Origin of the sequence: Siphonobacter sp. SORGH_AS_1065, assembly GCF_030818595.1 — a bacterium.
Lineage (GTDB): Bacteria > Bacteroidota > Bacteroidia > Cytophagales > Spirosomataceae > Siphonobacter.
This window is the reverse complement of record NZ_JAUTAM010000008.1, coordinates 150,549-176,451: the sequence shown is the minus strand read 5'-3', so window position 1 is coordinate 176,451 and position 25,903 is coordinate 150,549. Positions and strand designations below refer to the sequence as shown.

Here is a 25,903-nt window from a genome sequence, read left to right as displayed (position 1 = left end):
TTACCACTATTGGTATTTACCACTAATAGTTACTTCACCATCATAATCCGTCTTCCAGAGCGAAGGACGTTATGAACTTTGCGGCCTTGTTGCTCCATCAGGAAACTTTATTAACCCTAGCAACGTCCATTCTATAGAAGGTTTCTCACTGCGTTCGAGAGGACAGAATGAATCTATCCTCTTGAGCAACGGAACGCGTTTGCCTTCCCTGTGAAGGTTTCAAAAACTACAACTTGCATTACTATGAGCCTGAGCGATCGCTTAAACTAGCTAAGATTTTAAAATTCAGGCAAATAGATGTAAAACTTCGCTCCCTGATTGGGTGTCCCCTGGGCCACAATCATACCATCGTGGTTCGTTACTACTTTCTGACAAATCGCCAGCCCAACCCCGGTTCCTGCGAACACATTCTTGCTATGAAGCCGTTGAAAGACCCCAAAAATTCGTTCAGCGTAGGTTTCTTCAAAGCCAATGCCATTGTCCTCAATAACGATCTGATGGTAACGAGCATACTTGTCCCTGTTTTCAGGATTGAAGGGTAACTGATTAGTGGCAAGGCTTTGGTAACTAACACGTATAGAAGGGACCGTAGCATTGCCAAGAATATCCTTACTGCTAAACTTCAGGGCGTTGGAAATCAAGTTTTGGAATAACTGTTCAAACTGCCTTTGATCTCCCTGAATCTCCGGCAACGCCATAACTTCAATGGATGCTTTGCTTTCTTCAATGGCTACCGATAGGGTATCCATGACCTGATTTAACACCGACGACAGATTAACCCGCTCCCGGTTACTCTTGCCAGTCGATAATTGAGAGAAGGTCAACAGATCGTTAATTAAGTTACTCATTCGCTGGGCCGACTCCTGAATCCGGTCCAGCAGGCGATTATCTTCTGCTAAACTAGCCCGGTGACGCAGGCTTAGCAGGTCACTGAATTGTTGAATTTTTCGGAGGGGTTCCTGTAAATCATGGCTGGCTACGTAAGCAAACTGCTCCAGGCTCTCATTTGAGCGTATCAATTGCTCGTTAAGCTCCGCAAGATTTTCATTAGAGGAGGTTAATTCTTCATTGGTCGCTTCCAGTTCTTCCGTTCTTTCCTGCACCAGAAATTCCAAAGCAGCCTTCGCCTCGTAATGACTGGTTACATCCCTGATCAGTCCATCTACGTGCGTAGGCTGTCCTTCTAAATTTCTCCTGACCTGTCCTACGGTTTGCAAAATTCTCCTTTGACTAGTCTGGGAATGAATGATGGTGTATTCCACCCGATAAAAACCGCTTGAGCCGGGGAGTAATGCGTCTTTATAGATTTGAAATACACGATCCCGATCACTTTCGATAATGACATCCAGGGAAGCAAACACATCTGTCACTTCAGGAAGACCATACCAACTGGCTACTTTGGGTGATTTCACTAACTTCTGACTAGCTAAATCAACCGTATAAGTACCAAGTTCGGCTAAGTCGATCATCGACTGTAAAATATGCTGACTTTCTTTGAGAGCCTGCTTTACTTTTGCCTCGCCTGTAACGTCCACGGCAATATCCAGAATGGCATATACCTTTCCTTCTTCGTCAAAAACGGGGCTGTACGTAATGTTGTAAATGTTATGGGTCATGACCCCATTTTGCACGATTTTGACCTCAGAGCCGTATGAGTGAAATCGCTGGCCAGTCGTAAAAACGTCGTCCAGAATTTGCAGGAAAGGTTGGTTTTGTTCAATCAATTCAGGCATCACTTCCCGCAAAGGCTTGCCAACGATGTCCGGGCCTTTCCCGACAATATCAATAAAGGTCTGGTTCGGATTTTCGACGATTAAATCCCGACCCACAAATAGACCAATAGCTACAGGAGCCGTTGAAACAATGGAACGCAGCTTGGCTTCGCTAGCTCGCAGGCTTTCCTCCGCCAACTTTTGTTCGTGTATGTCAATTACGGTGCCAATCATGCCGAGGTAATTCCCTTCCGCATCAAACCGGGGGCTTCCTTTATCCATCGCCCAACGGTAAGTGCCGTCGTGCTGACGTAGGCGATATAGCAAATGAAAGGGAATGTGCTGTTCGTTCGCCTCCAGAAACTGCTTGCTGGAAGCATTCTTATCCTCGGGGTGGGTAGCGTCAAGCCAGCCAAAACCTTCGGCCTGAGCTTTGGTTTGTCCGGTGTACTCGTACCATTGTTTGTTTAAGTAACTACAGCTTCCGTCGGGCTTAGTCGTCCAGATGATCGCCGGAACGGTGTCTGTCACCTGTCGGTCATACGTCTCACTCTCCTGATTTTGATCGGAAGGCTGAACAAATGCTGTTGCCGTCGACAGAACCCCAGTGATCACGCCATTTTCATCCGTAACCGGGCTAAAGTTCAACAGGTATCGTTGGTTTTCAAAGGAATCTACTGATTGATAAACAAAGGGTTCGACCGCCTCTGCATTCCAGACCCGCTCTAGCAAAGGCTGTACTAAAGGCCATGATTCATGCCTAATACGTGCGGCTTTCTGATCGGAATGAATCGGGTTATCTAGGATAGCAGCATAAGCATCATTAGGAAAAAAGAGAAAGTCTTGTCCCCAGAATAAAGCCATTTTAGTAGAAGCCCCCAGCACGGTGCCAAGGGTAATTTTCAGGCTAACAGGCCAACCATCGGGGTTACCCAAAGCAGAGTTACTCCAATCCTGTGAAGCCAGGAATTGCCCCATCTTTCCTTTATTCAGAAAGAAAGGGTAGGTATTGTAATAAAAAGATTCCAATGGTATGATACAGGTTGCTAAAAGGTGGGACAAGAGCTTTAACGAACACGCTAGTCATCTAACTACTTACTCTAGTGAAGTGTTTAATGTCACAGTAGATGTATAGCTAAAAGATACCCCAAATGTTAGTCCAAAAGTCTTTCGTTTTTACTTATCTATAGCTAACAAACTAATAATGAACCCATTATTAGTTGTCCTAAATTTTTATTTCAACAAGTATAAACCACTAACGTACTACCCTATAGGTATAGTAATTTAACAATTTTTGTATCTATCTATTTAGGTAACCCTTTGCTTAGCATAAGCGATTTAAAACGTAGAGCGATGCCTAATGATTTGCATCAGAGACTCCAGGTCCACTGGTTTGGTTACATGCTCATCGAATCCCGCTTCCCTGGCTTTTCGCTTATCGGAGTCTTGCCCGTAACCAGACACGGCGATGATGAACGTCTGGGGCCCCCTTGGGTGCTGGCGAATCTGACGGCAGGTTTCGTAGCCATCCATTTCCGGCATACCGATGTCGAGTAAAATCACTTCGGGTTTCAGAATATCCAAGGCCTCCAGGGCTGCCATCCCACTATCCCGCGTGTAGACTTCATAGCCTTTCAATTCCAATAGCACACTTAAGGTGAATGAAGAATCTGAATTATCATCCACAATCAATATACTGGTCTGGCGTATAGAAGTAAGCTTTGTGGACGGGTCCATTTCATTCCTACCCCTCGGTAACGCAGGTAGATGTACCACAAAGGTACTTCCCTTATTCAGTCCTTCGCTTTGGGCTTCTACGCTGCCTTCGTGAAGTTCGGCAATCTGTTTGACCAGGGTAAGCCCTAAGCCTAGCCCTCCCTGCGAACGGGCCAGTGAATGGTCTACCTGCACAAACAGCTCAAAGATTTTTGAAAGTTGGTCCGTCGCCAACCCAATGCCACTATCTGTGACGCGAATGATCGCTTTATTTTCTTCCTGGCTCAAGCTTAACTCAATGGCTCCCTGATTAGGAGTATAACGGCTGGCATTGGTTAATAAATTCATCATTAGCTGTACCAGACGAGTCGCATCTCCCTCTAACTCAATTGTTTCAATGGGTATGTTAACGCGAAGCTTTTGTTGCTTGTGCTCAACTAACATCTGTACAGATTCGAGGGCCTGATGAACCAAATCATTCAGATGAACCCGTTCTTTTTTGAGTTCAATTTTTCCCTGACTGATGCGGCTCACGTCCAACAGATCATCAACCATTCTTACCAGGTGATCGGTCTGACGAGTCATTCGGTCTATCACTGTTTTAGCCTGAGCGTTGGTAGCTGCCGTGATCGATAAGATTTGCAAACCACTCCGAAGCGTGGCCATTGGATTACGAAGTTCGTGAGCCAGCATAGCCAAAAACTCATTTTTCCGCTGGTTTGCTTCTTTTAAATCATCTTCTGCCTGCTTCTGGCTGGTTAAGTCACGCATTACTTTCAGAAGACCGATGATGGTACCGGCTTCGTTGAGTAAAGGCGTAGTTACCCCCGAACCAAAGAAACGGGTACCGTCTTTTCGCATATGCCAGCGTTCGTTCTCGGCCCGGCCTTGTAGCAGAGCCATATCCCTTTCTTTTTCCGGAGCACCCTCCGCCCGATCTTCTGGAACAAAAAAGATTTCTCCGGGTTTTCCTACGATCTCCGGTTCTGAATAGCCGAGCATGTACTCAGCACCCGCGTTCCAGTCCTGAACTTTCAGGTCTAAATCAAGCGTTAATATGGCGTAATCGGTTGCACTTTTCAGCATAGCGTCCTGACGACCTTTCATATGTCGTAAATCTATTTCAGCCTGCCTGCGAGCCGTAATATCAAGCATTACCCCGCTCATGAGGAGCGGTTGTCCTCCCGATTTTTCCATTACCCGACCGTATCCGCTCATCCATCGTTCCGTTCCGTCTTCCCGTAAGGCACAAAATTCAGTATCAAAATCCGTTTCACCCGTCAGAGCCTGACGCAACAGTTCTTGGACTCGCCCGCGATCATTCGGATGCACATGTTCAAAAAATACATTAGGGTGAACCGGACCTATTTGAGGTTCGAGACCGAATATTCGAAAGTGGTGTTCGTTCCAGAATACTTCATTGGTCTGAAGATCCCACTCCCAGGTAGCCATGTCTGCGGCTTCAACCGCCATGCGGGTCCGTAACTCTAACTTTTGCAGGGCCATTTCAGCTTCTTTACGCTGGGTTAAGTCAGCAGTAATGGCCAGCACCGTAGTGTCCTGACTAGCTTTGTGATGTAAAAGTGAGACGGAGCTATTAGCCCAGACAATTGTACCATCGGGTTTTACATACCGCTTATCAACGGATGCTACCTCTCCAGTCAATAGCAGTTGTTGCAGCACCTCATAGCTTTTAGCAATGTCCTCTTCAAAGGTTACCTCTGAAATAGTATGGCCTATCAATTCAGAGGCATTCCGGGCCAGCAATTGACAAAGTTTGTCATTGACTCGCAGAAAGTACCCTTCGGTATTGAGTTCAGAAATGCCCACCTGAGCCGTCTGAAAAATAGCCAGCAGGTGCGTTTGACTTCGCTGGAGGTCTTGTTCGGCCTGCTTAAGGTCATTAATGTTGGAGATAATAACCATGTGTCCGGTAGCCTGGTCATGCCCATTTTTAATAGGAACGGCAGAAACATGCGTCCAGATTGTACTTCCGTCGTCCTGCGTATATCGCATCTCAATGGGCGGCAGTACCCGTTCACCTCTCAAGGCTCTGGCTCCTGGAAAGTCCTGAGGTTCTATGCGGCGACCATCGGGATAATGGCCTAACCATCGATTGGGGGTTTCTTTATCCATGGAAGGCATGATGCCTGTGGGAATAAAGCGTTCCATTTCTTTGTTGGAGAGAATAAATTTCCCTTTTGTATTCACCACGCCAATAGCTACGGGCAAACTTTCAAAAATAGCGGCCAGGTGAGCTTCACTTTCCCGCAGGGCTTCTTCCGCTCTTTTGCGAGCAGTAATATCAATGACTAGGGAAACCCCCGTCTTCCCCTCTTCCAGCACAGAGCCGGCAAAAATACCCCACCGTAATTCGCCACTGGAATGATAAAATTGTTTTTCGTAAGGCTGGATTGCTCCCGTTTGCTTGAATTCTTCAACCGCCTGCCAGGTTCTGGGTATCCAATCTTCGTGCGTATAGACATCCCAGCGGACTTTTTCTGAATGCAGTTCCTCCTTTGTTACGCCCAGCATCGTCAGAAAAGCCTCGTTGGCTTCCAGAATAGATCCGCCAATGTCAAAAAAAGCAACAGACACCAAACCGCTTTCACTCAAACGTCTGAATTTTGCTTCGGATTGACGCAGGGTATCTTCGACTTCGGCCCGTTGTACGGCTGCCCAGGCACGTTCAGCCGTTTCCTGCAAAATTTTTATATCATTCCTGGTCCACTGACGCGGGTCACGATGATCGACGGTGAGTACCGCAATAAGACTTCCTTCTCTGATTAGCGGTACAGAAATACTAGCCCCAATGCTGGATTGAATCAGACTGTCTTTTTCCTCGGCTGATAACCAATCCGTTTTACGTACCTCCTCCATGACAAAGTTTTCTCCCCGAAGCAAGACCTCCATGACTGATCCAAAACTGCTTGCAGAGAAATTACTCGTTAATTCAGCACCTCCCTCGCTTACATACTCGGCATCCGTACTTCTGTCTTTATCACTGAGAGTAGTAAAGTACGCATGGTCTGCCTGTAGCTGCGGGCCTAATAACTGCACAGACTTCCGCCGGATTTCGATGGGGCAGGTAGGTGAACGCAACGCATCGCTTAATTTCAAAAGATATTCCTGTAACTGCTCGCCGTGCCTACGTTCGGTAATATCTTCAAAAACGTTAGCAATTACCCGGTTTTCAGGCCCGCCTATTCTTGACGTATGCGTCTGATACCATTTATGATTATCCTCATCGTAATGCTCGTACCGGATTGGTTCACCCGTTTTAACAACCCGGTCATAGGCTTCCAGCCAGTAGAATTGAGCAGGCATAAAGTCACTGGCTAATTTTCCTGCCACTTTCTCCAGTCCGGTTATTTTTTCAAAAGCTGGATTTACTTCCAGCCAGCGAAGATCTACTGGATTCTCTTTTTCATCGTAGATCATCTCTAAAATAGCAAGGCCTTCGCCTATGGTATTAAACAGGGAATAATACCGATCCGTTGCTTTCTTCGCTATTGCATCTTTCAAACGAAGGATCTCCTGCTGGCTTCTCTTCTTTTCTGTAATGTCTTCGGTATTCATCACGAAGCCATCATTCATTTTGATCAACACCTGATGATACCAGCCATCAAACTGCTCATAACCATAATATTTCTCCTGTTCAATGGATCTCCCGGTTTCCGTTACCTCCACAAACTGAGCAAACAGACCCGTATCTACAACCGCCGGATTTTTTTCCAGCAGACTTTTACCAATTACCTCGCCGTTCTGAATAATGCCTTTCTCGTTATTCATCGTCCAGATGAAATCAATAATGGCCCCATTTTCATCCCGCTCGGCTCGGAAAGCCTGAACGATGTAAGGAGAGCTGTCTAAAATGGTTTGCAAATGCTCTTTAAGAGTGGCCAGTTCGTGTTGCGTTTGCTTCAGTTTCGTAATGTCGGTGGTGGTGGTAACTAGGCCATCCTCAAGCTTAACCGTAGACTGATAAAACCAGCCATTGAATTGCTCATGCACATAATGGCGTTCACTCTGATCGGCCACTCCCGTCTCACATACCTGTTTAAATGTATCGAAGATGCCAATCTGTTTTACCCCAGGGTTCATTGCCAGCAGACTTTTGCCAATCACATCGCCATAATATTTTTCAATGGCATGATTGTTCAGCGTCCAGACGAAGTCAATGATTTCACCCTGCTCATTACGCACGGCTTTAAACGCCTGAATCATTTCCAGCGTACTATCTAAAGTGCCCCGAAGAAGCTGTCTGCTTTCCTCTAATTCCTGCGTGCGTTGAGCAACCTGAGCTTCAAGCTGAATTTCATAGTATTGCTGAGCCTCCAGTAGAGCCTGCTCTGCGTCTTTCTTATCCTGAATGTCAATATTTATACCCAGCCATTTTTTTATGGAACCGTCTGGGTTAAGGATGGGCGTGGCTTTAACGTTGGTCCAGCGATAACCACCGTTGGGTCCCTGAAGTCGAAACTCCGCATCTACCCGCTTTTTCTGTCTGCCAGCCTCCTGCCATTGCGAAAGGGCATAGTCTTGATCATAGGGATGCACAGCCGCTACCCATCCTTCCCCCATCCATCCTTCTCGTGACTGGCCCGTATAAGCTCGCCAACTGGGTGAGTCATTGACAACCATACCCTGTCCATCCGTTTCCCAGAAAGCTTGGGCAAAGGAAGAAATCAAGGTATGATATTCTTCGGCCGTAATCGTTGAAGACGGTTGTGTAGATTCCTCATTTTGCATAGAGCATAACGTTTACTAAAGGTTGCAAGGCAACCGATAAAGCAGAGGTTAAGAGAGTTGGCAATGATCACTCGGAGCTTATCATTTTTAACTCCCGGTTAATCCATTGAATTGAAAAGAAGCGTACCCGAACTTGTTTTATAAAAAAGAAGAATACCTTATTACTAGTAATTCCTACAATACTACCTTTATCAATATTGTTTTGATTACCAGCATACTAATTTATATACGATCCCTTTATTTCTGATTTTATTACTCAACTGTATCATCAAATTTCCCCTAAAATGAGCGTATCTTTACTTTATACGTAGAAGAATTCAGGTATGTATTCTCGGTTTAATCGCTTGGAAACAGAGTTATTAATCTTGGCTATCTAAGAATAACCCATTTATTATTTTCTCTCGTGTAGAAGCTTTGCAATGCCTCCAGAGTAGTTCGATTATACCCCGTCCCCTTTTACAATAAGGTCTCTTCCAACATTTGAGACAGGTATGAGTTAACCTCAGCTGCGATATTCTATCTAGTTCCTAAACTAACGACAGGTTCCTCCTGCCTTCCAAACCCTCCCTGATTTACCAGCAATAACTTCCTCTCTTTTCACTTCAAGATTGTCTTTTTTGGCTACATCCGTTGCCTGAACCAGATCGAACTTTGTCCCAATCAAACAAAGAGACCATGGTACTACAAAACAACACCATCCTTATTACGGGCGGTACAAGTGGATTTGGCTATGAATTCGCTTCCCAGCTCCTGGCTATGGGAAATACCGTTATCATTACTGGCAGAAATTCAGAAAAGTTACAGGCCGTAAAGCAAAAACTTCCTGATGTCCATATCATTCAAAGTGATGTGAGTAAGGTGGAAGACATCATTGATTTGCATGAGCAGGTGATCCGCCAATTTCCGAACCTAAATATGCTCATCAACAACGCTGGTGAGATGCGGAAACTTAGTCTTCACCAGCCTCAGACCCTACTGGATATTACCCGTGAAATAGAAATCAATCTGATGGGGCCGATCCGAATGGTGCAACAGTTTTTGCCCCACCTCAAACAACAGCCCCACGCGGCTATCATGAACGTTACTTCTGGTATTGCATTGCTAGCATTACCGATTTCACCCATCTATAGCGGCAGCAAATCAGGATTACGTGCCTATACACTGGCTCTGCGGGTGCAGTTAAAAAACACCAGGGTCAAGGTAATTGAATTGGTAGCTCCGGGATCGTCCACACCCCTAAATGATCAATTCAAGAACGAAGACGGCTTTGATTCCAGCTTACTGATGGCTCCGGAAAAAATTGTGGCCGCGGGCATCGAAGGCATGCGGAAAGATAAAGATGAGGTTTTTCCCGGTCTGTCTAAAGTAATCCGAATTCTTAGCCGATTGGCTCCCCGATTCATCATTTCTCAGCAGGCCAGGATGGGGGCATCAACCATGTACGGAAATTAGTTTCTCAATCTTTTACTATTCTTGTATGAAAATAATTAGCCTATTACTCCTGCTTGTTTCCGCGTTTTTAAGTATTAAACACGGATGGGATTCTTTCCAGGCTACCAGTCCTGAGCAAACCGAGATGATGACACAATTGGGTATTAACAAAACCATTCTTCCATATTTAGGCGTATTTTCGATCGTGGTAGGGTTGATGCTGTTTTTCCCGCCAACCTTTTTCCTTGGTAATAGTTTGAATGCTATTAGTATCGTTTTACTCATGGCTTTTGCCTTAAATGCCGGGCAAAGTCGCTTTGCTTTGATGGAAATCCCCTTTCTTGCCCTGCCGTTGGTTCTCATTTGGCTAAAACATCCCCTCGAACCTTAAAATGAAACCTCATTATGGCTCTTGAAAAACCCTACCGAATTAAATCCATATCTGAAATCCACCACCTGTTAGGCCTGCCCAAGCCTCATCATCCCCTGATTGGGATTATTGATGTATCTGGATTTAAAAATCATTCGGATATCCGGGCGGTTCTGCTTGATTTTTACGTCGTGTCGCTTAAAAGAGGCTGTGACAAACTCCTCTACGGTCAACAGAAATACGACTTCGACGAAGGGTTGATGGCGTTTATGTCTCCCGGACAAATTCTGCGGGGACAGGACGAAAGTATACCGGTGAATCTGGAAGGATGGATGTTGTTTATTCACCCCGATTTTCTGTGGAATACGCCTTTAGCCAAAAAAATCAGGCAATACGAATATTTCGCTTATGCGGCCCGTGAAGCTTTGTTTCTGTCAGATAAGGAAGAAACCATCATTAACGGTATTGTAGATCATATTCGAAGTGAGTATCATTCAAATATCGATAAATTCAGTCAAGAGGTTATTATAGCCCAACTGGAATTGCTCTTCACTTATGCCCAACGATTTTATGAGCGTCAGTTTATTACCCGAAAAATTAGTAGTCATAAAACGCTGGATAGACTGGAAGAAGTATTAACCCATTATTTCGATAACGACGCTTTACTCACGAAAGGATTACCCACCGTTCAGTATATCGCAGACAAGCTTCAGATGTCTCCTAAATATTTGAATAGTTTATTAAAGCAACTAACGGGCCAGACCACGCAGCAACACTTGCACAATAAACTCATTGATAAAGCGAAGGAAAAACTATCCACCACCGATCTGACGGTTAGCGAAATTGCGTATGACTTGGGTTTTGAGCATTCACAGTCCTTCAGTAAACTCTTCAAAACTAAGACAAAACAGAGTCCTCTGGAATTCAGGCAATCGTTTAATTGAGCAACTAGATGTACCTTTTTCACTGGCAGCCATAACGTATTTCTTTTTTCTTCTTTAATCTGCGTTTGCAACCCTGAGCGTCGCAGACGAGCCCTAGGAGTGGGGTTTACCGTTTGACGATTATGAATTGTTAGAAAGCATCTGCAAGCTTCCCCCTCACTCAAGTGAATAGATCATAATTGAAACCTGACCAAGAGTAGTTAATATTGGCAACCAAAATCGGTACGGTACCTCAGGTTCATTCATGACTACTCAACTCCTCAAACACTACTGCCAGCAATTTGTCTCGTTAACCTCTGAAGAACTTGCCTTACTAGACACGTATTTTGTGCCTCTGCACCTGCAACGCCATGAATTTCTCTTACAGGAAGGCCACGTCTGCCAGTTCATTGCTTTCGTTAACGAGGGGATTGTTCGCCATTTTCATACCAAAGAGGGCGTCGAGAAAACCTGCGACTTTTCGTTTCAGCATAGTTTTTTGACCGACTTTACTAGCCTTACCCACCGCGTGCCCAGTATTTTTTCGTTACAGGCGTTGCAGGAAACAGACCTGTTGCTGATTAAAAGAGAAAACCTGCTTCAGTTATACCAGCAATGTCCCAAATACGAAACCTTTGGGAGGTTAATGGCTGAAATGGTTGCCCAACGAGCCACCGAAATTGCTATGTCGCTGTCGTCCGAGAAGCCCGAGGAGCGGTATAAGAATCTCCTAAAAAAGCACCCCGATCTGTTTCAGAAAGTACAACAGAAGTACATTGCAAACTTTTTGGGAATTAGCCCCGAAAGTTTGAGCCGAATTCGGAAAAGAATTGCCTTGCAGGAACGAAGCTAACTTAAGTCAACGTCTGGAGCCTAATGAGGGGCTGACCTTTGTGCCATCTTAACACACAAAGACACTCCTCATGGCAGCTACCCATTTAAACCCTCAGCTTCTTACTTTGGAAAAGGTTAGAAGTTACGAACAACAGTTACAGGACGTCATCGAAATCATTGACCACACTTACCTGAAGGAAAAACTAGTGGCGGTTGAGCAGGAAGCCACCCGTCATCCAAATGAACTTACTAAAGTCCGGCTCGGGGTGGTTTATCACGAACTAGCCCTCAATCTGTCGTTTTTGTCCAAAACCAGTTACCGGGGCTACGCTCAGAAAAGCTTCGATCTACTTACGGCATTGGCGGAAAATTCTGATGCGACGCCTGAATTGCTCCCGGTTATTTTGGCCTATCGTGCCTCCGCTCTTTCGCTGGCAGGAGCCGAGACGAAGAAGTTAATTCTGCTCAGCAAAGCATTTGCTTTATTTGATGAAGCGGTTCGTGCTTATGCTACGGTATCCAGTGCTCCTGAATTTCTGCGGGGAAGTGTGGCGGAGAATCTGCCGTGGTTTTTCTTTAGCAAACGCAAAGTAGCCCGGCATGATTTCCAGTCGATCATTGAAAAATACCAGCAGAATCCTATCTATGCAGACGCCAAAACGATGAGTTTTACTTACTGGGCCTGGGCCAATCAGCATCAGTCGAAAAAGTACCGACCGCAATCGCTGGAATACCTGGAACTGGCCATCAAACTTGATCTTCATTACGAGGCGGGCCGGGAGCGGGCTGAAATTTTAAAGCAGAAGTTAATGGGCAACGTTACTTCCTAACTGCCTGTAACCGATTCCCCAGAGTCGTTACTAAAGAACAGATTTGGTTGAGTTCAGCCCTAATTTTGGGGTATTTGAAATTATTACTTCCGTTTTATTGTATAGTAATTATCAAACTTAATCCTTCTTCATTAGCTGGGGTCTTTACTCTTTCTTTCCTAATGTCTAAAAAAACGTATTTCTTTTTAATTCTGATTTTGGGCAGTCTTACTGCGTTAGGTCCTTTTTCCATTGATATGTACCTTCCGGGTTTTCCGGCCATTGCCAAAGCCCTGAACACAACCGCTGCCAAAGTCTCGCTTTCCCTATCCGGCTTTTTCATTGGTATATCCGTGGGACAATTACTCTATGGTCCTTTACTCGACCGCTTTGGCCGAAAAAAACCATTGTTTATTGGACTGGTCATTTACATCCTGGCTTCCGCCGGTTGTGCGTTTGCCGATGATATCAATGCTCTCATCTTCATGCGGGTTATTCAGGCTATTGGCAGTTGTGCCGCGGCGGTGGCATCGGTTGCCATGGTACGTGACTTATTTCCCGTACAGGATAATGCCAAGGTATTTTCTCTCCTTCTGCTGGTCGTTGGGGCTTCCCCCATGATTGCCCCCACCGTGGGTGGCTATGTCACCTCGGCTTACGGTTGGGAAATGGTATTTATTATTCTTACGGGCATGGGAATAGCTATCTTACTAGCCGTTTTCATGTGGCTACCAGACAGTTACAAGCCCGATTCTTCGATTTCGCTAAAGCCAAAGCCTATCCTGCTCAACTTCTGGAAGGTCTTACGGGAGCCTCAGTTTTATACCTATGCTTTCACCGGAGCCATCGCTTTTTCGGGACTTTTTGCCTATGTCTCCGGCTCACCCATTTTGTTTATGGAGGTTTTCCATACCGATGAAAAAGTCTACGGCTGGATATTCGCCTTTCTTTCTGTAGGTTTTATTGGCTCAAGTCAGGTAAACACCTTATTACTTCGTACCTACAAAAGCGAAAAAATTGTAATTGTAGCTCTGACTAGTCAGGTGATCATTGCCTTTACTTTCCTGTTTGTAGCCATTAGCGGCTGGCTGACGCTGCCCATTACCCTGGTCTTCCTGTTCTTATTTCTGAGTTGCATTGGTTTTACGAACCCTAACGCAGCGGCTTTATCGCTGGCTCCCTTTACCAAGAATGCAGGAAGTGCGTCGGCTCTGATGGGAGCGTTACAAATGGGTATGGGTACGCTGATATCGGTATTGATGAGTCAGTTTGAAGAACCTTCTGCTTTGCCGATGGTGACAGGTATGGCAGGATCGGCCAGCATTGCTTTGCTGGTATTGTTGGTCGGAAGAAGAACGATTACCCGACAGATAGACGTGCAGCAGGATTCTGAGGCTGCTCTTTTCCATTAATCAATAAAAAAGGAGTGGTATCCAAACATAAATACCACTCCTTTTTTCTAAAAAGCCTTACTTCACCCACAAACTATCGGTAAAGTAATGTTTACAATCCAGAAAATGATTCACTACTTTAAATCCATTTTTTCTGGCTACCTGCTCTATTTCAGCAAACGTATATTTACGGGATAACTCCGTCCAGATGAGTTCATTCTGATCAAAATGGAAGCTGCGTTCCAGATCTTCGATGTACACGTCCTGGCTTTTTAAGCTTACCAGATAACTTCTTACCTCACCATTTTTAGGATTGTAATCGCAATAAAAATCAAATTGATCCGGTAAAAACATACCACCCATTTCGCGGTTGATGCGGTGTAATAAATTGATATTAAAAGCTTTCGTTATTCCCTGTGAATCATCGTAAGCCCGGCGAATGGTAATTGGGTTTTTCTGTAAATCGAAACCCGTCAGTAATTTATCTCCGGGTTTCATTTGCTCGTAAAACTGGCTTAACAGATCATCCACTTGCGGGGCTTCGTAGTTACCAATGTTGCCCCCCAGAAATAAAAACAGACATGGAATGTCCGATTGAGCCAATACTTCCATCTGCGTGAAATAGTCTCCTACCAGTGATTTAATGGATAAAGAAGGTAATTCACGGGACATGTTTTCTTCCAGAGCCTGAATGGCCTCTGCCGAAATATCAATTGGGACATAATGAAAATAGGCCCCCAATTCCGTGAGTTTACGAAGCAGTTGAAGCGTTTTGATACCATCTCCCGCCCCTAATTCCACGATATTGAAAGGCTCGGAAAAATCCAGTTTATTAATGATTTGTAAAGCCTGAAATGAAAGGATTTCAAACTCACAACTGGTGGGATAATACTCAGGCATTCGCATAATGTCCTGAAAAATCCGGCTTCCCTGGTCATCATAAAAAAACTGGGAAGAAATGTATTTACTGGAAGCGGATAGACCCTCCTCAATTGCCTGATGAAATGCCGTAGTAACCATTCGTGTGAGGTTGTTCGTGTTTGGGTTGATGTTTTTTGTTTTCTGGCGGTTGGTTTCTCTGGTTGTTAGTTATTAGTGGTTGGTAGATAGCATAGAATTAATAACTAACAACCAACCACTAATAACTCATTTCACCAGACGAATGCCGGTGAACTGCCAGCGTTCGGGTGCGTGGAAAAAGTTACGATAGGTTTTGCGACTGTGTTTGGGAGAAGTAGCAACGGAAGCCCCGCGGAGCACCATTTGATTCACCATGAATTTTCCATTATACTCGCCCACAGCTCCTGCCGCTTTCGTGAAACCCGGATAGGGTAAATACGCACTATTCGTCCACTCCCAGCGTTGCCCCCAGTCAAGCTGGTCGGCGGCTACTTCCCACTCAAACTCGGTAGGCAGACGCAGGCCTTTCCACTGAGCAAAAGCAGCAGCCTCGTAATAACTAACGTGACTCAATACGGCTTCAGGATCTAACTTCTCCAGGCCCGCTAATGTATACGTATGCCATCCCCCGTTAATTCTATGCCAATACATAGGGGCTTTTATTTCATTTTCTTTAACCCATGACCATCCCTCGTCCAGCCACAGATTAAAGTCTGTATAGCCTCCTGCCTGCATAAATTCCAGGTATTCGGCATTTGTAACTAGCGATTTATTGATTTCGAAGGGTTGTATGTAGACCTTATGTCGTCCTAATTCATTATCGAAACAAAAGCCATCACCTGCATACCCTACGTTATATACGCCTTCCTCTACACTTAGCCAGCCGCTTTGCTGATTTCTGGCGTCCGATAACGATTGTTCGTAGGAATACACCGGGAAAGTAGGGTTATGGCCCAGAATGTATTTAATATCCGTAACCAGCAGTTCCTGATGTTGCTGTTCGTGGTGTAGCCCCAACTCAATCAATTTCAATGCTTCGGGGTCTTCCAGCGTATCCAGCAAATCTTCCATGTGCTGATCGACATACTGGCGGTAGGCGTAGACTTTTTCAACGGAAGGGCGGGTCATGTTACCGCGATCCGTTCTCAGCACCCGATCTCCTACATTGTTATAATAGCTGTTGAAGAGGTAGTTAAAGTCATCGTGGAAAACCTGATAATCAGGCTTGTAATTTTTCAGAATGAAGGTTTCAAAAAACCAGGTAGAATGAGCCAGGTGCCATTTGGGCGGACTCACAAAAGCCACGGGTTGCGGAACATAATCCTCAATTTCAAGCGGTTCGCAAATCATTCTGGAGTAATCCCTTACTTCCAGATAGGCTTCCTTAAGGCTGGAGATGGTGGTTGGAAACATAGGTTGATAAGTCTGATATGGTGTGTATGCCAAAGGCCTGAGCCTGCGAACGCCGCATCATGAGTGCGTACGCATTATTAAATCCAATGGGACTAAGCCACTGTAACTCGTACTTTTTCTGAAACTCTTTCTGAACAAAAGCATAGACCCGGTCGCGGTTGGGTCCGAGCTGCTTCTGTTGAGCGGTCGAGGCTTTTAAAATGGTTAATAAACCCGTTCCTGTGTACTCGGGATAGAGGTCAATTTCTCCGTGAGTGAGGGCATCAAAGCAGATTTTCGTACCGCCCAAACCCGTTTTCAATTCAACCGATAACGGCGTATACCCTTCCAGCAACAGTTTATACATATGTACCAGAATGTACTGCTCGCCAAAAATTTTAGAGCCCAGCCGGATTTTTCCTTCTCTAGAAGTTTCCTGATTTTTCAACAACCCTTGGCTTTGTAGAAATTCGCGGGCTACCTGTTCGGGTAACTGTTTACGATAATCCACCCGATAATTGAGCTCGGTCATGACGGAGTCATTGATTTTCCCGGCCAGCAGGTTAAGCGTCGGCTCCACCTCTGGATAGGTTTTTAACACCTCCACCCGCACCACTGGAGCCGCATAATACGGCGGAAAAATACCTTTGTCGTCGGTTAAGGTTACCAGATCATAAGCCTTCAGGCGGCCATCGGTGCTGTAGCCACTGATGACATCAATTTTTTGCTCGAAGGCCGCTTTATACATGACCGCATCGCTGATGACTACCGTCGGAATGTCGAGTTTATACACAGAAGTAAGTCCCAGATACCCATCCTCGCGGCCCATAAATTCGGGAGTAAACCCAGCCAACATCTTTTGCTGGGAGCTGGGAATAACGTAAGCCGAACTACTTAATAGCAAGATCGCAGGAATAATCCATACCGCTTTGCGAAGGCGACGACTCGACAGTTTCTGGACGAAGGACAATACCACATCGAAAGCCAGAGCCAGCAAGGCCGCTGGAATGGCTCCCGCCAGAATCATGTGGGTATTATTAAGGGAAATTCCGCCAAAAATGAATTCGCCCAGCCCACCCGCAGCAATGTAAGCCGCCAGGGTAGCTACGCCGACGTTGATCACCGCCGCCGTACGGATACCCGCCAGAATTACGGGCAGGGCCAGAGGTATTTCTACCTGAGTTAACACCTGCCAGGAATTCATCCCCAAACCCCGAGCAGACTCGGTAATGGCAGGATCTACTCCGGTAATGCCCGTAAATGTGTTCCGAATGACGGGTAATAAAGCATACAAAAACAGGGCAGTAATGGCAGGGATAGCCCCAATGCCCAGCAATGGAATCAGAAAACCCAGCAGAGCAATGCTGGGAATGGTTTGTAATATACCCGCGATACCCAATACCACTCCGGCGGCTTTGGGTTTCCGGGCGATGAATATGCCCAACGGCAGGGCTACCAGTACGGACAATAGCAGTGACATACAGGTTAACCCGGTATGAGTCAGCGTTTGTTGCCAAAGCTTGGGAGCCTGCTGCTGCATGAATTGCCCTAAAGTCTGCTCCATTAAAACTGGTCTTTATACTGCTGATACGCGGTTTGAAGAATCGGTAAACTGAGGGTTTTTAAGGAATTCGTTAACTCATTTTTCACCACTGCGGGCTTCTTTTCTGCCAACCATTCCATCGCCTCCCAAAGACTTTGTTCACTCTGAAGGGTTGGCGTAATTAACTCCTGACTATCCGAAAGAAAAGGCCATATCTCCTTTAGTTTCAAGGCTTTTAACTCAAGCTGATACCGCTGGTGCTGAAAGAAATCCTTGACGAAGTCACTTGCGGGTCTGAACATTAGTTCTTCCGGTGTTCCTAGCTGCCGGATCGTTCCCTGATGCATCAAAGCGATCTGGTCGCCCAGTTCAAAAGCCTCTGTCATGTCGTGAGTTACCATGACTACGGTTTTGCGTTGTAGTTCAGGTAATTCTCTAAATTCCTGGTGGATAGCCGAGCGGGTCAGGGGATCTAATGCTCCGAAAGGTTCGTCCATTAATAACAGGGGTGGGTCGGACACCAACGCTCGGGCCAGGGCCACGCGTTGTTTTTGACCTCCACTTAATTCATCAGGATATTTATGAGCGTAACTCCGATAAGGCAGATTCAACTGGTCCAGAAGGCTTTCGGTCCGTTGCCGGGTTTTCGACTTTTCCCACTTCAATAAGCCGGGAACTACGGCAATGTTTTCGGCTACTGTCAGGTGAGGAAACAGCCCATTATTTTGGGAAACGTACCCCATGTTTCGGCGTAGTTCTTCGGGTTTTGTTGAGAAAATATCTTTCCCCTGAATCCATACCCGCCCCGAATCCGCTTCGATCAAACGGTTCAGCATTTTCAGCGTGGTGGTTTTCCCACAACCGCTGGTGCCCAACAAAATCATCGTCTGGCCCTCTTTCACCTCAAAAGACACGTTATCAACGGCTTTCAATCCATCGAACGCCTTGGTTAGCCGCTCAGCAACGATCATTCTTCAAGTTTTGTAAAAAGATTATTTAGCGATTCGGCATAGGTAGGATGAGCAAAAACGCCATTTTGCAATTGCTCATACGTCAGATTACCCATCATGGCTATCTCTAAAAACGACATAATTTCCCCGCCTTCCGAACTCAGAATGGCTGCTCCGAGGATTTTACCCGTTTCCTTTTCCAGCACCACTTTCCACAGGCCACGGGTCTCGCCCACTTCCTGCGAACGGGCTACACTTTTGGCCTCCATTTTAGCAATCTGAATAGTCAATCCTTTTTTGCGGGCCTCCTGTTCGGTTAACCCTACCCGACCTAATTGCGGATCGGTAAACATGCAGTAAGGAAAAGGACGATCACTGGTAGAGCGGTTTCCTTGGTTGAGTAAGTTTTCGGACACGATTCGGTAATCGTCATACGCGATGTGGGTAAAGGCGGGACCGCCGTTGGCTTCCCCCAGAGCGTAAATGCCGGATACTGATGTTTCCAGGGTCTCATTCACTTGGATATATCCTTTTTCATCAACCTTAATGCCTGTACTTTCCAGCCCTAAATCAAGGCTGTTGGGCTCGCGACCTACGGCAATCAAAACATGAGAAGCAGATACCTTTTTTCCACCCGAATCAGACGACAGACTGGCTTCAATGGAAGCATCTTTTTTCGATATTGCTTCTAGTTTATAGCCTTTCAGAATCGTAATTCCTTCGTCGGTCAATATGCTTTCCAATGCATCAACCACGTCCTCATCTTCCTTGGATAGCAATCGTTCGGAAGATTCTACAATGGTAACTTCACTTCCAAACCGACGAAACATCTGGCCAAATTCCATACCAATGTAACCTCCGCCAATGATGAGTAAATGGTCAGGAACTTCGGTTAATTCCAGAATGGATTTATTGGTTAAATAGTCAACCTCAGAAAGTCCTTCGACATCAGGAATGGAAGGCCGCGTTCCCGTATTAATGAAGATCAGGTCCGCCGTTAATGCTTCTTCCTTTCCCGATTTTCCCGTTACGACTAAGGTCTTATCACCCGTAAATTTTGCGTTACCGTAGACCAGATCCAGATTTTCCAGTTCTTCGAGCTTTTCTTCCGAAGCCGAACGTTTCATCGTTACCACTTCCTCTTTCCGATCCCGAATCTTAGTCATATTGACCTGATAGCCAGAAATATCAATCCCCATCTCGGCACCGTGAGCTACCTTGTACGCCAGTTGAGCAGAGGCAATCATGGTTTTGGTAGGCGTACATCCATAATTAACGCAGGAGCCTCCCACTAATTCTTTTTCAATCAGGGCTGTTTTTTGTCCAGCTTTCGCATATTTCATGGCTAGGGGAACGCCCGCCTGTCCGGCCCCAATAATAATGATATCGTACTTTTTCATGTAAAACACTAAGAAAACTGAAGAGGTATGATGAATAAATGAAGGAAGGAATCAGGCTTCGATTCGAACGCCTTTCCAGAAAGCTACATAGGCTTTGATTTCAGCCGCCGCAGGTTTAGGGTCTGGATATACCCAGGCGGCATCTTTATTTTCCTTACCATCCACAAGCAAGGTAAAATAAGAGGCTACTCCTTTCCAGGGGCACACGGTATGCGTTGGGGAATCAATGAGCCATTGCCGATGAATGGACTCAGGAGGGAAGTAATGGTTACCTTCGATCACAATGGTTTGATCGCTTTCTGCAATCACCTGATCATTCCAAATGGCTTTCATAGTTGTTCGTAAGTATGCATAACCATTTGTTAAAAAAATTATACCTATACTCACGTTAAACCAGGCATTAATCAGAGAGATAATGCCTTAATAGTTAGCTATCAAATGAAGCAAGAGCGTCTCACTTATCTATATAACCCAATGCTGCCAGCGTTTTGCTGGCAGCGGCTAGACTCGATGGTTATTCGAAACATAAGGTTCTGACTGATAAAAGATCAGCAAAAAGAGAAAGTATCAGCAGTCATCATTCGCTCGTTCTCGATGGATTCCTGTTGGGCCGCCGAAGCATAGATCATCATTCGTTCTTCGTAGTTCTGAATGGCGGCTTCAATGCTTTCGAATTCTCCGTTCGTCAGATTATGGGCTAATAACAAGGCATCCTCCAAACCCGTGTTGACGCCTTTACCCGCAAAAGGAGGCATTAAATGGGCAGCATCTCCGATGAGCGTAATGGGTAAAGGACGATTGGTTTTCCAGGGTGTGGTTAAGGGTAATTTTCGAATAGGTAACGCCCAGAAAGAAGAAGTAGCCCGGAATAATTGCTGGTAACATTCCCCCCAGTGGCGGAACCTTGAAGAAAGAAAAGGCATGATATCATCCCGAAAGGCCGGGCCGGTACTAAACGCCCAGTCATCGGGTTTTTTAGCTATAATTCCGTACGTTAAGGCTCCCTTATTATTGGGGTTTACCACCAGCACGTTCCCCTGATACGAACTCATCAGAATCGTATCATTGCACAGTCGGTAGAATTCGGGGCAATGCTTTTCCGGCTCAACGATTTCTCCCTGAATGATAAGACTTCCGGTTTCCTCTACTTCTGCATCAGTTACCAGCCTTCGAATGCCGGACATTCCCCCATTGGCAACTATGACCACATCGGCCTCCGCCTGAATTTGATGTTCAAAGGAAAATAGCCATTTTCCGTGGTGCTCTTCCAGCCCCGTACATTTTCTGTCCCAAACGACGGTATCAGTCGCTAAACTTTCGAGCAACATTTTTCTTAAATCGTTTCGATTTATTTCAGGGTTATCGAATCGATTTTCGGGCGTGGGTTCAGTAACAGCCAACACTTTCCCTTTTTCATCAACGATGGTTCTTCCCATGGGTCGGGCCTGGGCGTAATAACTTTCCAGTAACCCCGCTGCTTTCATGGCTTCCTGACCGGAATTTTTGTGTAAATCCAGCGTGCCACCCCAGATTCTTGCCTCCACGTAGGCATCCCGCTCGTAAACGGTTACGTCGATGTGGTGTTGCTGGAGTAATCGGGCCATGGTCAAGCCTACGGGGCCCGCTCCAATCACTGCTATTTTTTTATTGGTAAGAATCATGATTTTGCGTTTGTTAATAACTATACAAAAGTCTATGATACTTTACGGGTAAAATAGCTACTTTACACCAAAAAATAGTCGTATAAGACATTTCATGCCCGCAGAAACATTTCCTACGATCCCTAAGGTATTAGCCTCACTGGCTCACCGTTTAAACACGGAGGTAAAGAACCATAGCGTTGAAATCCCGGCAGACCGGGGTTCCGGGTACTGCACAGGCTATGTCTTTACGGAACATCTTCGATTATTGATTCTGAATTATGAGTTGAAGGAAGATCTGATTCTGGAAAATCCAGACGTAGCTTCTACTACGCCAACGATTCTTTTCAAGTTTAAGCATGTGCTGGTCAAAACGGGCTCACACTCCTTAAGAAAGCGGGTTCCTAGCGTATTAATTGCGACGAGTCAACTGCATACCGAAAGTGTCATTTCTATTCACTCCAATACGGAAGTGATTAACATTGAAGTCGATGCTCATTACCTGAAGGGTCTTTTCACTGCATCTGAAAAATCGCCGATTTTACGAAGCTTGCTCACGAATACGCAACCTCTGATTTTTGAAGAATTGGTTCATCCCCCTATTCAAAAGATTATCGACGAACTCGTGAATCAACCCATCAGCGAAACCTTCGAACTGCTTTGGGCCCGAATCAAGGCGGAAGAATTGATCTGCCAGTTGTTAATAGCACTGGAGAAGCGAGAGGAGAAACAGGTATATGCCCTGAATAGTCAGGATGTGGAAGCCATTTACCGGGCTAAAGAACACATGCTGGCACACCTGGGTACGCCGCCCGTCATTAACGAACTGGCTTTAGCCGCACACATGAGTCCAACCAAGCTGAAGCGTTTATTCAAACAGATTTTTGGGAACAGCATTTTCAGTTATTACCAGGAATTCCGAATGAAAGAAGCCGCTCGCTTACTACATGCCGAGCAACGCTCGGTTTCTGACGTAGGTTATGCTCTGGGTTTTACCAACCTGAGTCATTTTTCGAAAGTTTTTTACGAACACATCGGGACAAAGCCGAAACAGTTTAGTCGCATCAAGCCTAAGGAATGACCTCAGCCAGGCGGTTAGATTCGCCCAGCTAAGGTTATTACTGCTTTGTTTAACGGCCTCCCCCGTCATCATTACTGATTTTTCGGCCCTGTTTTCCAGAGGTGGCCATCTTGCCAAATCGCCACTCGAAAGCTAAACGAGCCGAACGGTTCACATAAAACGAGCGGGTAGTTGACTCAAATGTGGGAGAGAACTGCTGATAGGTTTGTCGCATTCCCCGGTTGAAAGGGTTATTGACCCCCAGCGTAAGGCTGGCTTTTTTCGCCCAGAATTCCCGTTTCAGGGCAAAGCCGTACCAGTAATATCCAGTACCCCGGCCCTGTAAATTGATCCAACCAGTGCCTACGTTCGCATTGGTCTGAAAAGTGATATTATGCGGAAATTTGTAGGTGCTGTTGACACTGAAATTGCTTATACCTCCCGAATTGCCCTGCTGAAGAGCCGGACTGTAGATATCAATGTATCGAAAATCAACGCTACCGTTTAAAGTCCAGTTTTTCCTTGCCTGTCCCGATACGTTGATGTTCAATCCCAGCGATTTGCGTTGACCCATATTCTGGGGCTTGCTTATGGCTACACCAGTGGCATCCACGGTTCGAAAATATTCAATGGCATTATTTGTCGTTCGGGCGTATAAAGCAGTATTAACGGATAATCCGGCTTTGGTAGACATGCTATGCCCCACTTCCAGAGCATGATTGAGTTCAGGCTTCAGGTAAGGATTACCCGTTTCCAGATTTTGCGGATCGCTGGCGTTTACCCAGGGATTCAAATACCAAAGCATGGGTCGTTGAATACGTTGGGTGTAACTGGTTTTAAAGGTCTGTGTACCTACCTTCTTTGCAATAGTAATACTGGGAATCAGATTATTATACGCATTCGCTAAATGCGTTTGCGTACTTTGGAAATCACCATCAATGACGGTGCGTTCCAATCGCGTGCCCAAGTTGAAGCTAAATTTGGACTTAGTTTCAGCCCGCAAAGCCACATACGCCGAATAGACGTTTTGCAGATAAACAAAGTTGTTGGATTGCGTCGGGTCAGGGATCAGCGGAGATTGACCATCCACGGATTGTTCGACATTGAACTCACTGCCAATATCCCGGCGAATGGCTTTCAAGCCCAATTCTAATTTCAGGCGAGTGGTATCCCGGCTCGTTCGCCATTGGAAGGGATGCGTATAATCTGCCTGTAAAGTGAATTCTTTGTTTCTACTGTAATTCATACTTTTCTGCCGAAAAATAAGCTGACCCTCAAAGTTATAGCGATCAGTGTCGTAGAAATAGTTATCGGGCATTCGACTGAATTGCGTCAGAAAAGAAAATTCCTGTTCGGGTTTGCGAAATGTTTTTGTGTATCCTAAATCAAACTGGCTATTCCCGTACGGATTTCGAAAACGGGTTTCATTGCGAAACGTTTGTAGGGGGGTATGATTCGCATCAGATAATTGATTAATTACTACACTGTTTTTAGGATATGAACCACCCCAGGCATTGATTGAAAAATTAATATGATTGGTTGAATCAGGATCATAATCCAGACTCATTTCAGTATAACCACCCGTTCCGACGTTATCAGCCTTGCTTTTCTGATTTAAATAGCGGGACGGATTTCCATCCACCAGCGTCGTCCGAATTAGTTCTGATTCACGAATATTCCGAAACTGGTTACCATTGGCTGTTAAAGCAAACCCAAGTTTATTCGTCTTTAAGGCTAGTTTCGTGTTTATACTGCGGTTTAGCGTACCCTGAGACGCCATGACCGACCCGTTAAAGCCCTTCAGTGCTTTCTTGGTAATGATATTAATGACTCCCGCCGAGCCTTCCGCATCATATTTCGCTCCCGGGCTGGTGATTATTTCAACCGAGCGAATGTTATCCGCAGGCATTTGGCGGAGGGCATCGGCCAGATTCCGGGCCATCAGAGCCGAAGGTTTTCCATTGATCAGTACCCGAATGTTACTGTTTCCCCGCATCTGAACCGTTCCATCAAAATCTACACTTAAACCCGGCACTTTTCGAAGCATATCCGCCGCCGAGCCGCCCACGTTAGAAATGTCTTTTTCCGCATTATAAACCAATCGGTCTCCTTTTTCTTCAAACAGAGCCTTTTGAGCCGAAACGGTTACTTCGCTCAGCGTGCGGTTTTCCGAAATTAATGCTAACGTTCCCAGCTCAAGCTTAGGTTGATGATTGCTTAATACCACTTCCAGACTCCGCTTCAGGTAACCGACGGAGGATACGGTAAGCGTATACTTTCCCAAGGGCAGTGACTGGATCAGGAAAATTCCTTCACTATCCGTGGTAGCTCCCGTGATTAAAGTGGTTCCCTGATAAAGAGCGGCGTTAGCAAAGGGAATTTTCTGGCGGGTCGTAGAATCTACCAGCGAACCCGTCAGGCTGCCGGGATGCGTGGATTGGGCCAAAGTATTTCCAGCCCATAAAGCCAATATGGCTATGGAAAGTAAAAATCTCATCTTAGGAAAATGTTTGAAGGTTCTATCCGCAAAAGCTCGCGGACTGAAAGGACATAAGGCTTAGAGTCTCGTTGTTTTTACCAAAGAGTAAGGAAAAATGAAAATGTTGCAAGCGGAGGATAAAGTATACAAAAAATAAGTTGTCGGCTTTTACTCAGGGAAGATGACTCTACGTTAGTCCGCGTTTTCAACGCGGATTTTGGGGGAAAGCGTTTGTAACGCTGAGCGTCGCGGACGAGTCCCCGGATTTCATCCGGGGCTACTTGTGTTCAACCCCTCCGGGGTTATTTGCCGTAAACCTATTGTAATAATTTCAACAACAACCCCAGCGGGGTTGAATATTACTAGCCCTGGATTTCATCTGGGGACACCGTTGGTAATGATAACTTAAATGATTCATCACTACTTTATCATCAGCATCTGTCATCCAGAGCGAAGCGAAGGATCTTATGACCTTTGTGACCTTACTTGGTCTTGGGGAAGTTTCTGTTGCTTCCCCGGATTTCATCCGGGGCTATCCAGCCTGGGGCTATTCATATTCAACCCCGCTGGGGTTGTTTCCGCAGTCGCTCGGCTCTGGCCG

17 protein-coding genes are annotated in these 25,903 nt (G+C 45.6%); 7 read left to right on the top strand and 10 right to left on the bottom strand.

Annotated elements, in window-relative coordinates; all coding sequences use genetic code 11:
• Positions 1–278 precede the first annotated feature (278 nt).
• Both QE390_RS23265 and QE390_RS23260 read right to left on the bottom strand, forming a co-directional pair.
• On the bottom strand, positions 279–2,741 hold the full coding sequence (locus QE390_RS23265) for a PAS domain S-box protein (protein ID WP_307144125.1): 2,463 nt from the start codon (positions 2,739–2,741) through the stop codon (positions 279–281).
• A 309-nt stretch (positions 2,742–3,050) separates the two neighbouring features.
• Positions 3,051–8,180, bottom strand: coding sequence for a PAS domain S-box protein (locus tag QE390_RS23260; RefSeq protein ID WP_307144124.1), 5,130 nt, complete (start codon positions 8,178–8,180; stop codon positions 3,051–3,053).
• Between the two features lie 675 nt (positions 8,181–8,855).
• On the opposite strand from QE390_RS23260, the gene QE390_RS23255 reads away from it, so the two are divergent.
• The 6 genes from QE390_RS23255 to QE390_RS23230 all read left to right on the top strand — a co-directional run bounded on the left by QE390_RS23255 (position 8,856) and on the right by QE390_RS23230 (position 13,959).
• On the top strand, positions 8,856–9,632 hold the full coding sequence (locus tag QE390_RS23255) for an SDR family oxidoreductase (RefSeq protein WP_307144123.1): 777 nt from the start codon (positions 8,856–8,858) through the stop codon (positions 9,630–9,632).
• Between the two features lie 25 nt (positions 9,633–9,657).
• The gene (locus tag QE390_RS23250; RefSeq protein WP_307144122.1) at positions 9,658–10,002 is read left to right on the top strand and encodes a DoxX family protein; all 345 of its coding nucleotides are present in this window, start codon (positions 9,658–9,660) and stop codon (positions 10,000–10,002) included.
• A gap of 14 nt (positions 10,003–10,016) precedes the next feature.
• Positions 10,017–10,925, top strand: a complete 909-nt coding sequence (locus QE390_RS23245; RefSeq protein ID WP_307144121.1) for an AraC family transcriptional regulator — start codon at positions 10,017–10,019, stop codon at positions 10,923–10,925.
• Between the two features lie 244 nt (positions 10,926–11,169).
• Positions 11,170–11,757, top strand: a complete 588-nt coding sequence (locus tag QE390_RS23240) for a Crp/Fnr family transcriptional regulator (RefSeq protein WP_307144120.1) — start codon at positions 11,170–11,172, stop codon at positions 11,755–11,757.
• A 106-nt stretch (positions 11,758–11,863) separates the two neighbouring features.
• On the top strand, positions 11,864–12,568 hold the full coding sequence (locus tag QE390_RS23235; protein WP_307144119.1) for a hypothetical protein: 705 nt from the start codon (positions 11,864–11,866) through the stop codon (positions 12,566–12,568).
• Positions 12,569–12,729: 161 nt separating this feature from the next.
• A complete protein-coding gene (locus QE390_RS23230; RefSeq protein ID WP_307144118.1) occupies positions 12,730–13,959 on the top strand; it encodes a multidrug effflux MFS transporter in 1,230 nt (409 codons plus the stop codon).
• A gap of 57 nt (positions 13,960–14,016) precedes the next feature.
• Here QE390_RS23230 and QE390_RS23225 read toward each other — a convergent pair whose 3' ends face one another.
• The 7 genes from QE390_RS23225 to QE390_RS23195 all read right to left on the bottom strand — a co-directional run bounded on the left by QE390_RS23225 (position 14,017) and on the right by QE390_RS23195 (position 21,784).
• On the bottom strand, positions 14,017–14,958 hold the full coding sequence (locus QE390_RS23225; RefSeq protein ID WP_307144117.1) for an L-histidine N(alpha)-methyltransferase: 942 nt from the start codon (positions 14,956–14,958) through the stop codon (positions 14,017–14,019).
• Between the two features lie 126 nt (positions 14,959–15,084).
• Positions 15,085–16,251 carry an ergothioneine biosynthesis protein EgtB gene (gene egtB / locus QE390_RS23220; protein WP_307144116.1) on the bottom strand — a complete coding sequence of 389 codons (1,167 nt, stop codon included), beginning with the start codon at positions 16,249–16,251 and terminating at the stop codon, positions 15,085–15,087.
• The gene (locus tag QE390_RS23215; protein WP_307144115.1) at positions 16,223–17,794 is read right to left on the bottom strand and encodes an ABC transporter permease/substrate-binding protein; all 1,572 of its coding nucleotides are present in this window, start codon (positions 17,792–17,794) and stop codon (positions 16,223–16,225) included. The genes egtB and QE390_RS23215 overlap by 29 nt, the downstream gene beginning before the upstream one ends.
• On the bottom strand, positions 17,794–18,744 hold the full coding sequence (locus tag QE390_RS23210) for an ABC transporter ATP-binding protein (RefSeq protein WP_307144114.1): 951 nt from the start codon (positions 18,742–18,744) through the stop codon (positions 17,794–17,796). Before QE390_RS23210 ends, QE390_RS23215 begins: the two co-directional genes overlap by 1 nt.
• Positions 18,741–20,123 (bottom strand): mercuric reductase, encoded by a 1,383-nt coding sequence (locus QE390_RS23205; RefSeq protein WP_307144113.1) that lies wholly within the window; start codon positions 20,121–20,123, stop codon positions 18,741–18,743. The genes QE390_RS23210 and QE390_RS23205 overlap by 4 nt, the downstream gene beginning before the upstream one ends.
• 51 nt (positions 20,124–20,174) lie before the next feature.
• The gene (locus tag QE390_RS23200) at positions 20,175–20,456 is read right to left on the bottom strand and encodes a DUF427 domain-containing protein (RefSeq protein WP_307144112.1); all 282 of its coding nucleotides are present in this window, start codon (positions 20,454–20,456) and stop codon (positions 20,175–20,177) included.
• A 215-nt stretch (positions 20,457–20,671) separates the two neighbouring features.
• Complete coding sequence (locus QE390_RS23195; RefSeq protein WP_307144111.1) at positions 20,672–21,784, bottom strand: NAD(P)/FAD-dependent oxidoreductase; 1,113 nt, start codon at positions 21,782–21,784, stop codon at positions 20,672–20,674.
• 94 nt (positions 21,785–21,878) lie between these two features.
• On the opposite strand from QE390_RS23195, the gene QE390_RS23190 reads away from it, so the two are divergent.
• The gene (locus tag QE390_RS23190) at positions 21,879–22,844 is read left to right on the top strand and encodes an AraC family transcriptional regulator (RefSeq protein ID WP_307144110.1); all 966 of its coding nucleotides are present in this window, start codon (positions 21,879–21,881) and stop codon (positions 22,842–22,844) included.
• 49 nt (positions 22,845–22,893) lie between these two features.
• On the opposite strand, the gene QE390_RS23185 is transcribed toward QE390_RS23190, so the two are convergent.
• On the bottom strand, positions 22,894–25,320 hold the full coding sequence (locus QE390_RS23185; RefSeq protein ID WP_307144109.1) for a TonB-dependent receptor domain-containing protein: 2,427 nt from the start codon (positions 25,318–25,320) through the stop codon (positions 22,894–22,896).
• Between the last annotated feature and the right edge of the window lie 583 nt (positions 25,321–25,903).

Bases quoted from the DNA above. Each gene is read 5' to 3' on its own strand.
- QE390_RS23260 (WP_307144124.1), bottom strand. From the start codon at position 8,180: ATGCAAAATGAGGAATCTACACAACCGTCTTCAACGATTACGGCCGAA.
- QE390_RS23255 (WP_307144123.1), top strand. From the start codon at position 8,856: ATGGTACTACAAAACAACACCATCCTTATTACGGGCGGTACAAGTGGA.
- QE390_RS23250 (WP_307144122.1), top strand. From the start codon at position 9,658: ATGAAAATAATTAGCCTATTACTCCTGCTTGTTTCCGCGTTTTTAAGT.
- QE390_RS23245 (WP_307144121.1), top strand. From the start codon at position 10,017: ATGGCTCTTGAAAAACCCTACCGAATTAAATCCATATCTGAAATCCAC.
- QE390_RS23240 (WP_307144120.1), top strand. From the start codon at position 11,170: ATGACTACTCAACTCCTCAAACACTACTGCCAGCAATTTGTCTCGTTA.
- QE390_RS23230 (WP_307144118.1), top strand. From the start codon at position 12,730: ATGTCTAAAAAAACGTATTTCTTTTTAATTCTGATTTTGGGCAGTCTT.
- QE390_RS23225 (WP_307144117.1), bottom strand. From the start codon at position 14,958: ATGGTTACTACGGCATTTCATCAGGCAATTGAGGAGGGTCTATCCGCT.
- egtB (WP_307144116.1), bottom strand. From the start codon at position 16,251: ATGTTTCCAACCACCATCTCCAGCCTTAAGGAAGCCTATCTGGAAGTA.
- QE390_RS23215 (WP_307144115.1), bottom strand. From the start codon at position 17,794: ATGGAGCAGACTTTAGGGCAATTCATGCAGCAGCAGGCTCCCAAGCTT.
- QE390_RS23210 (WP_307144114.1), bottom strand. From the start codon at position 18,744: ATGATCGTTGCTGAGCGGCTAACCAAGGCGTTCGATGGATTGAAAGCC.
- QE390_RS23205 (WP_307144113.1), bottom strand. From the start codon at position 20,123: ATGAAAAAGTACGATATCATTATTATTGGGGCCGGACAGGCGGGCGTT.
- QE390_RS23200 (WP_307144112.1), bottom strand. From the start codon at position 20,456: ATGAAAGCCATTTGGAATGATCAGGTGATTGCAGAAAGCGATCAAACC.
- QE390_RS23195 (WP_307144111.1), bottom strand. From the start codon at position 21,784: ATGATTCTTACCAATAAAAAAATAGCAGTGATTGGAGCGGGCCCCGTA.
- QE390_RS23190 (WP_307144110.1), top strand. From the start codon at position 21,879: ATGCCCGCAGAAACATTTCCTACGATCCCTAAGGTATTAGCCTCACTG.
- QE390_RS23185 (WP_307144109.1), bottom strand. From the start codon at position 25,320: ATGAGATTTTTACTTTCCATAGCCATATTGGCTTTATGGGCTGGAAAT.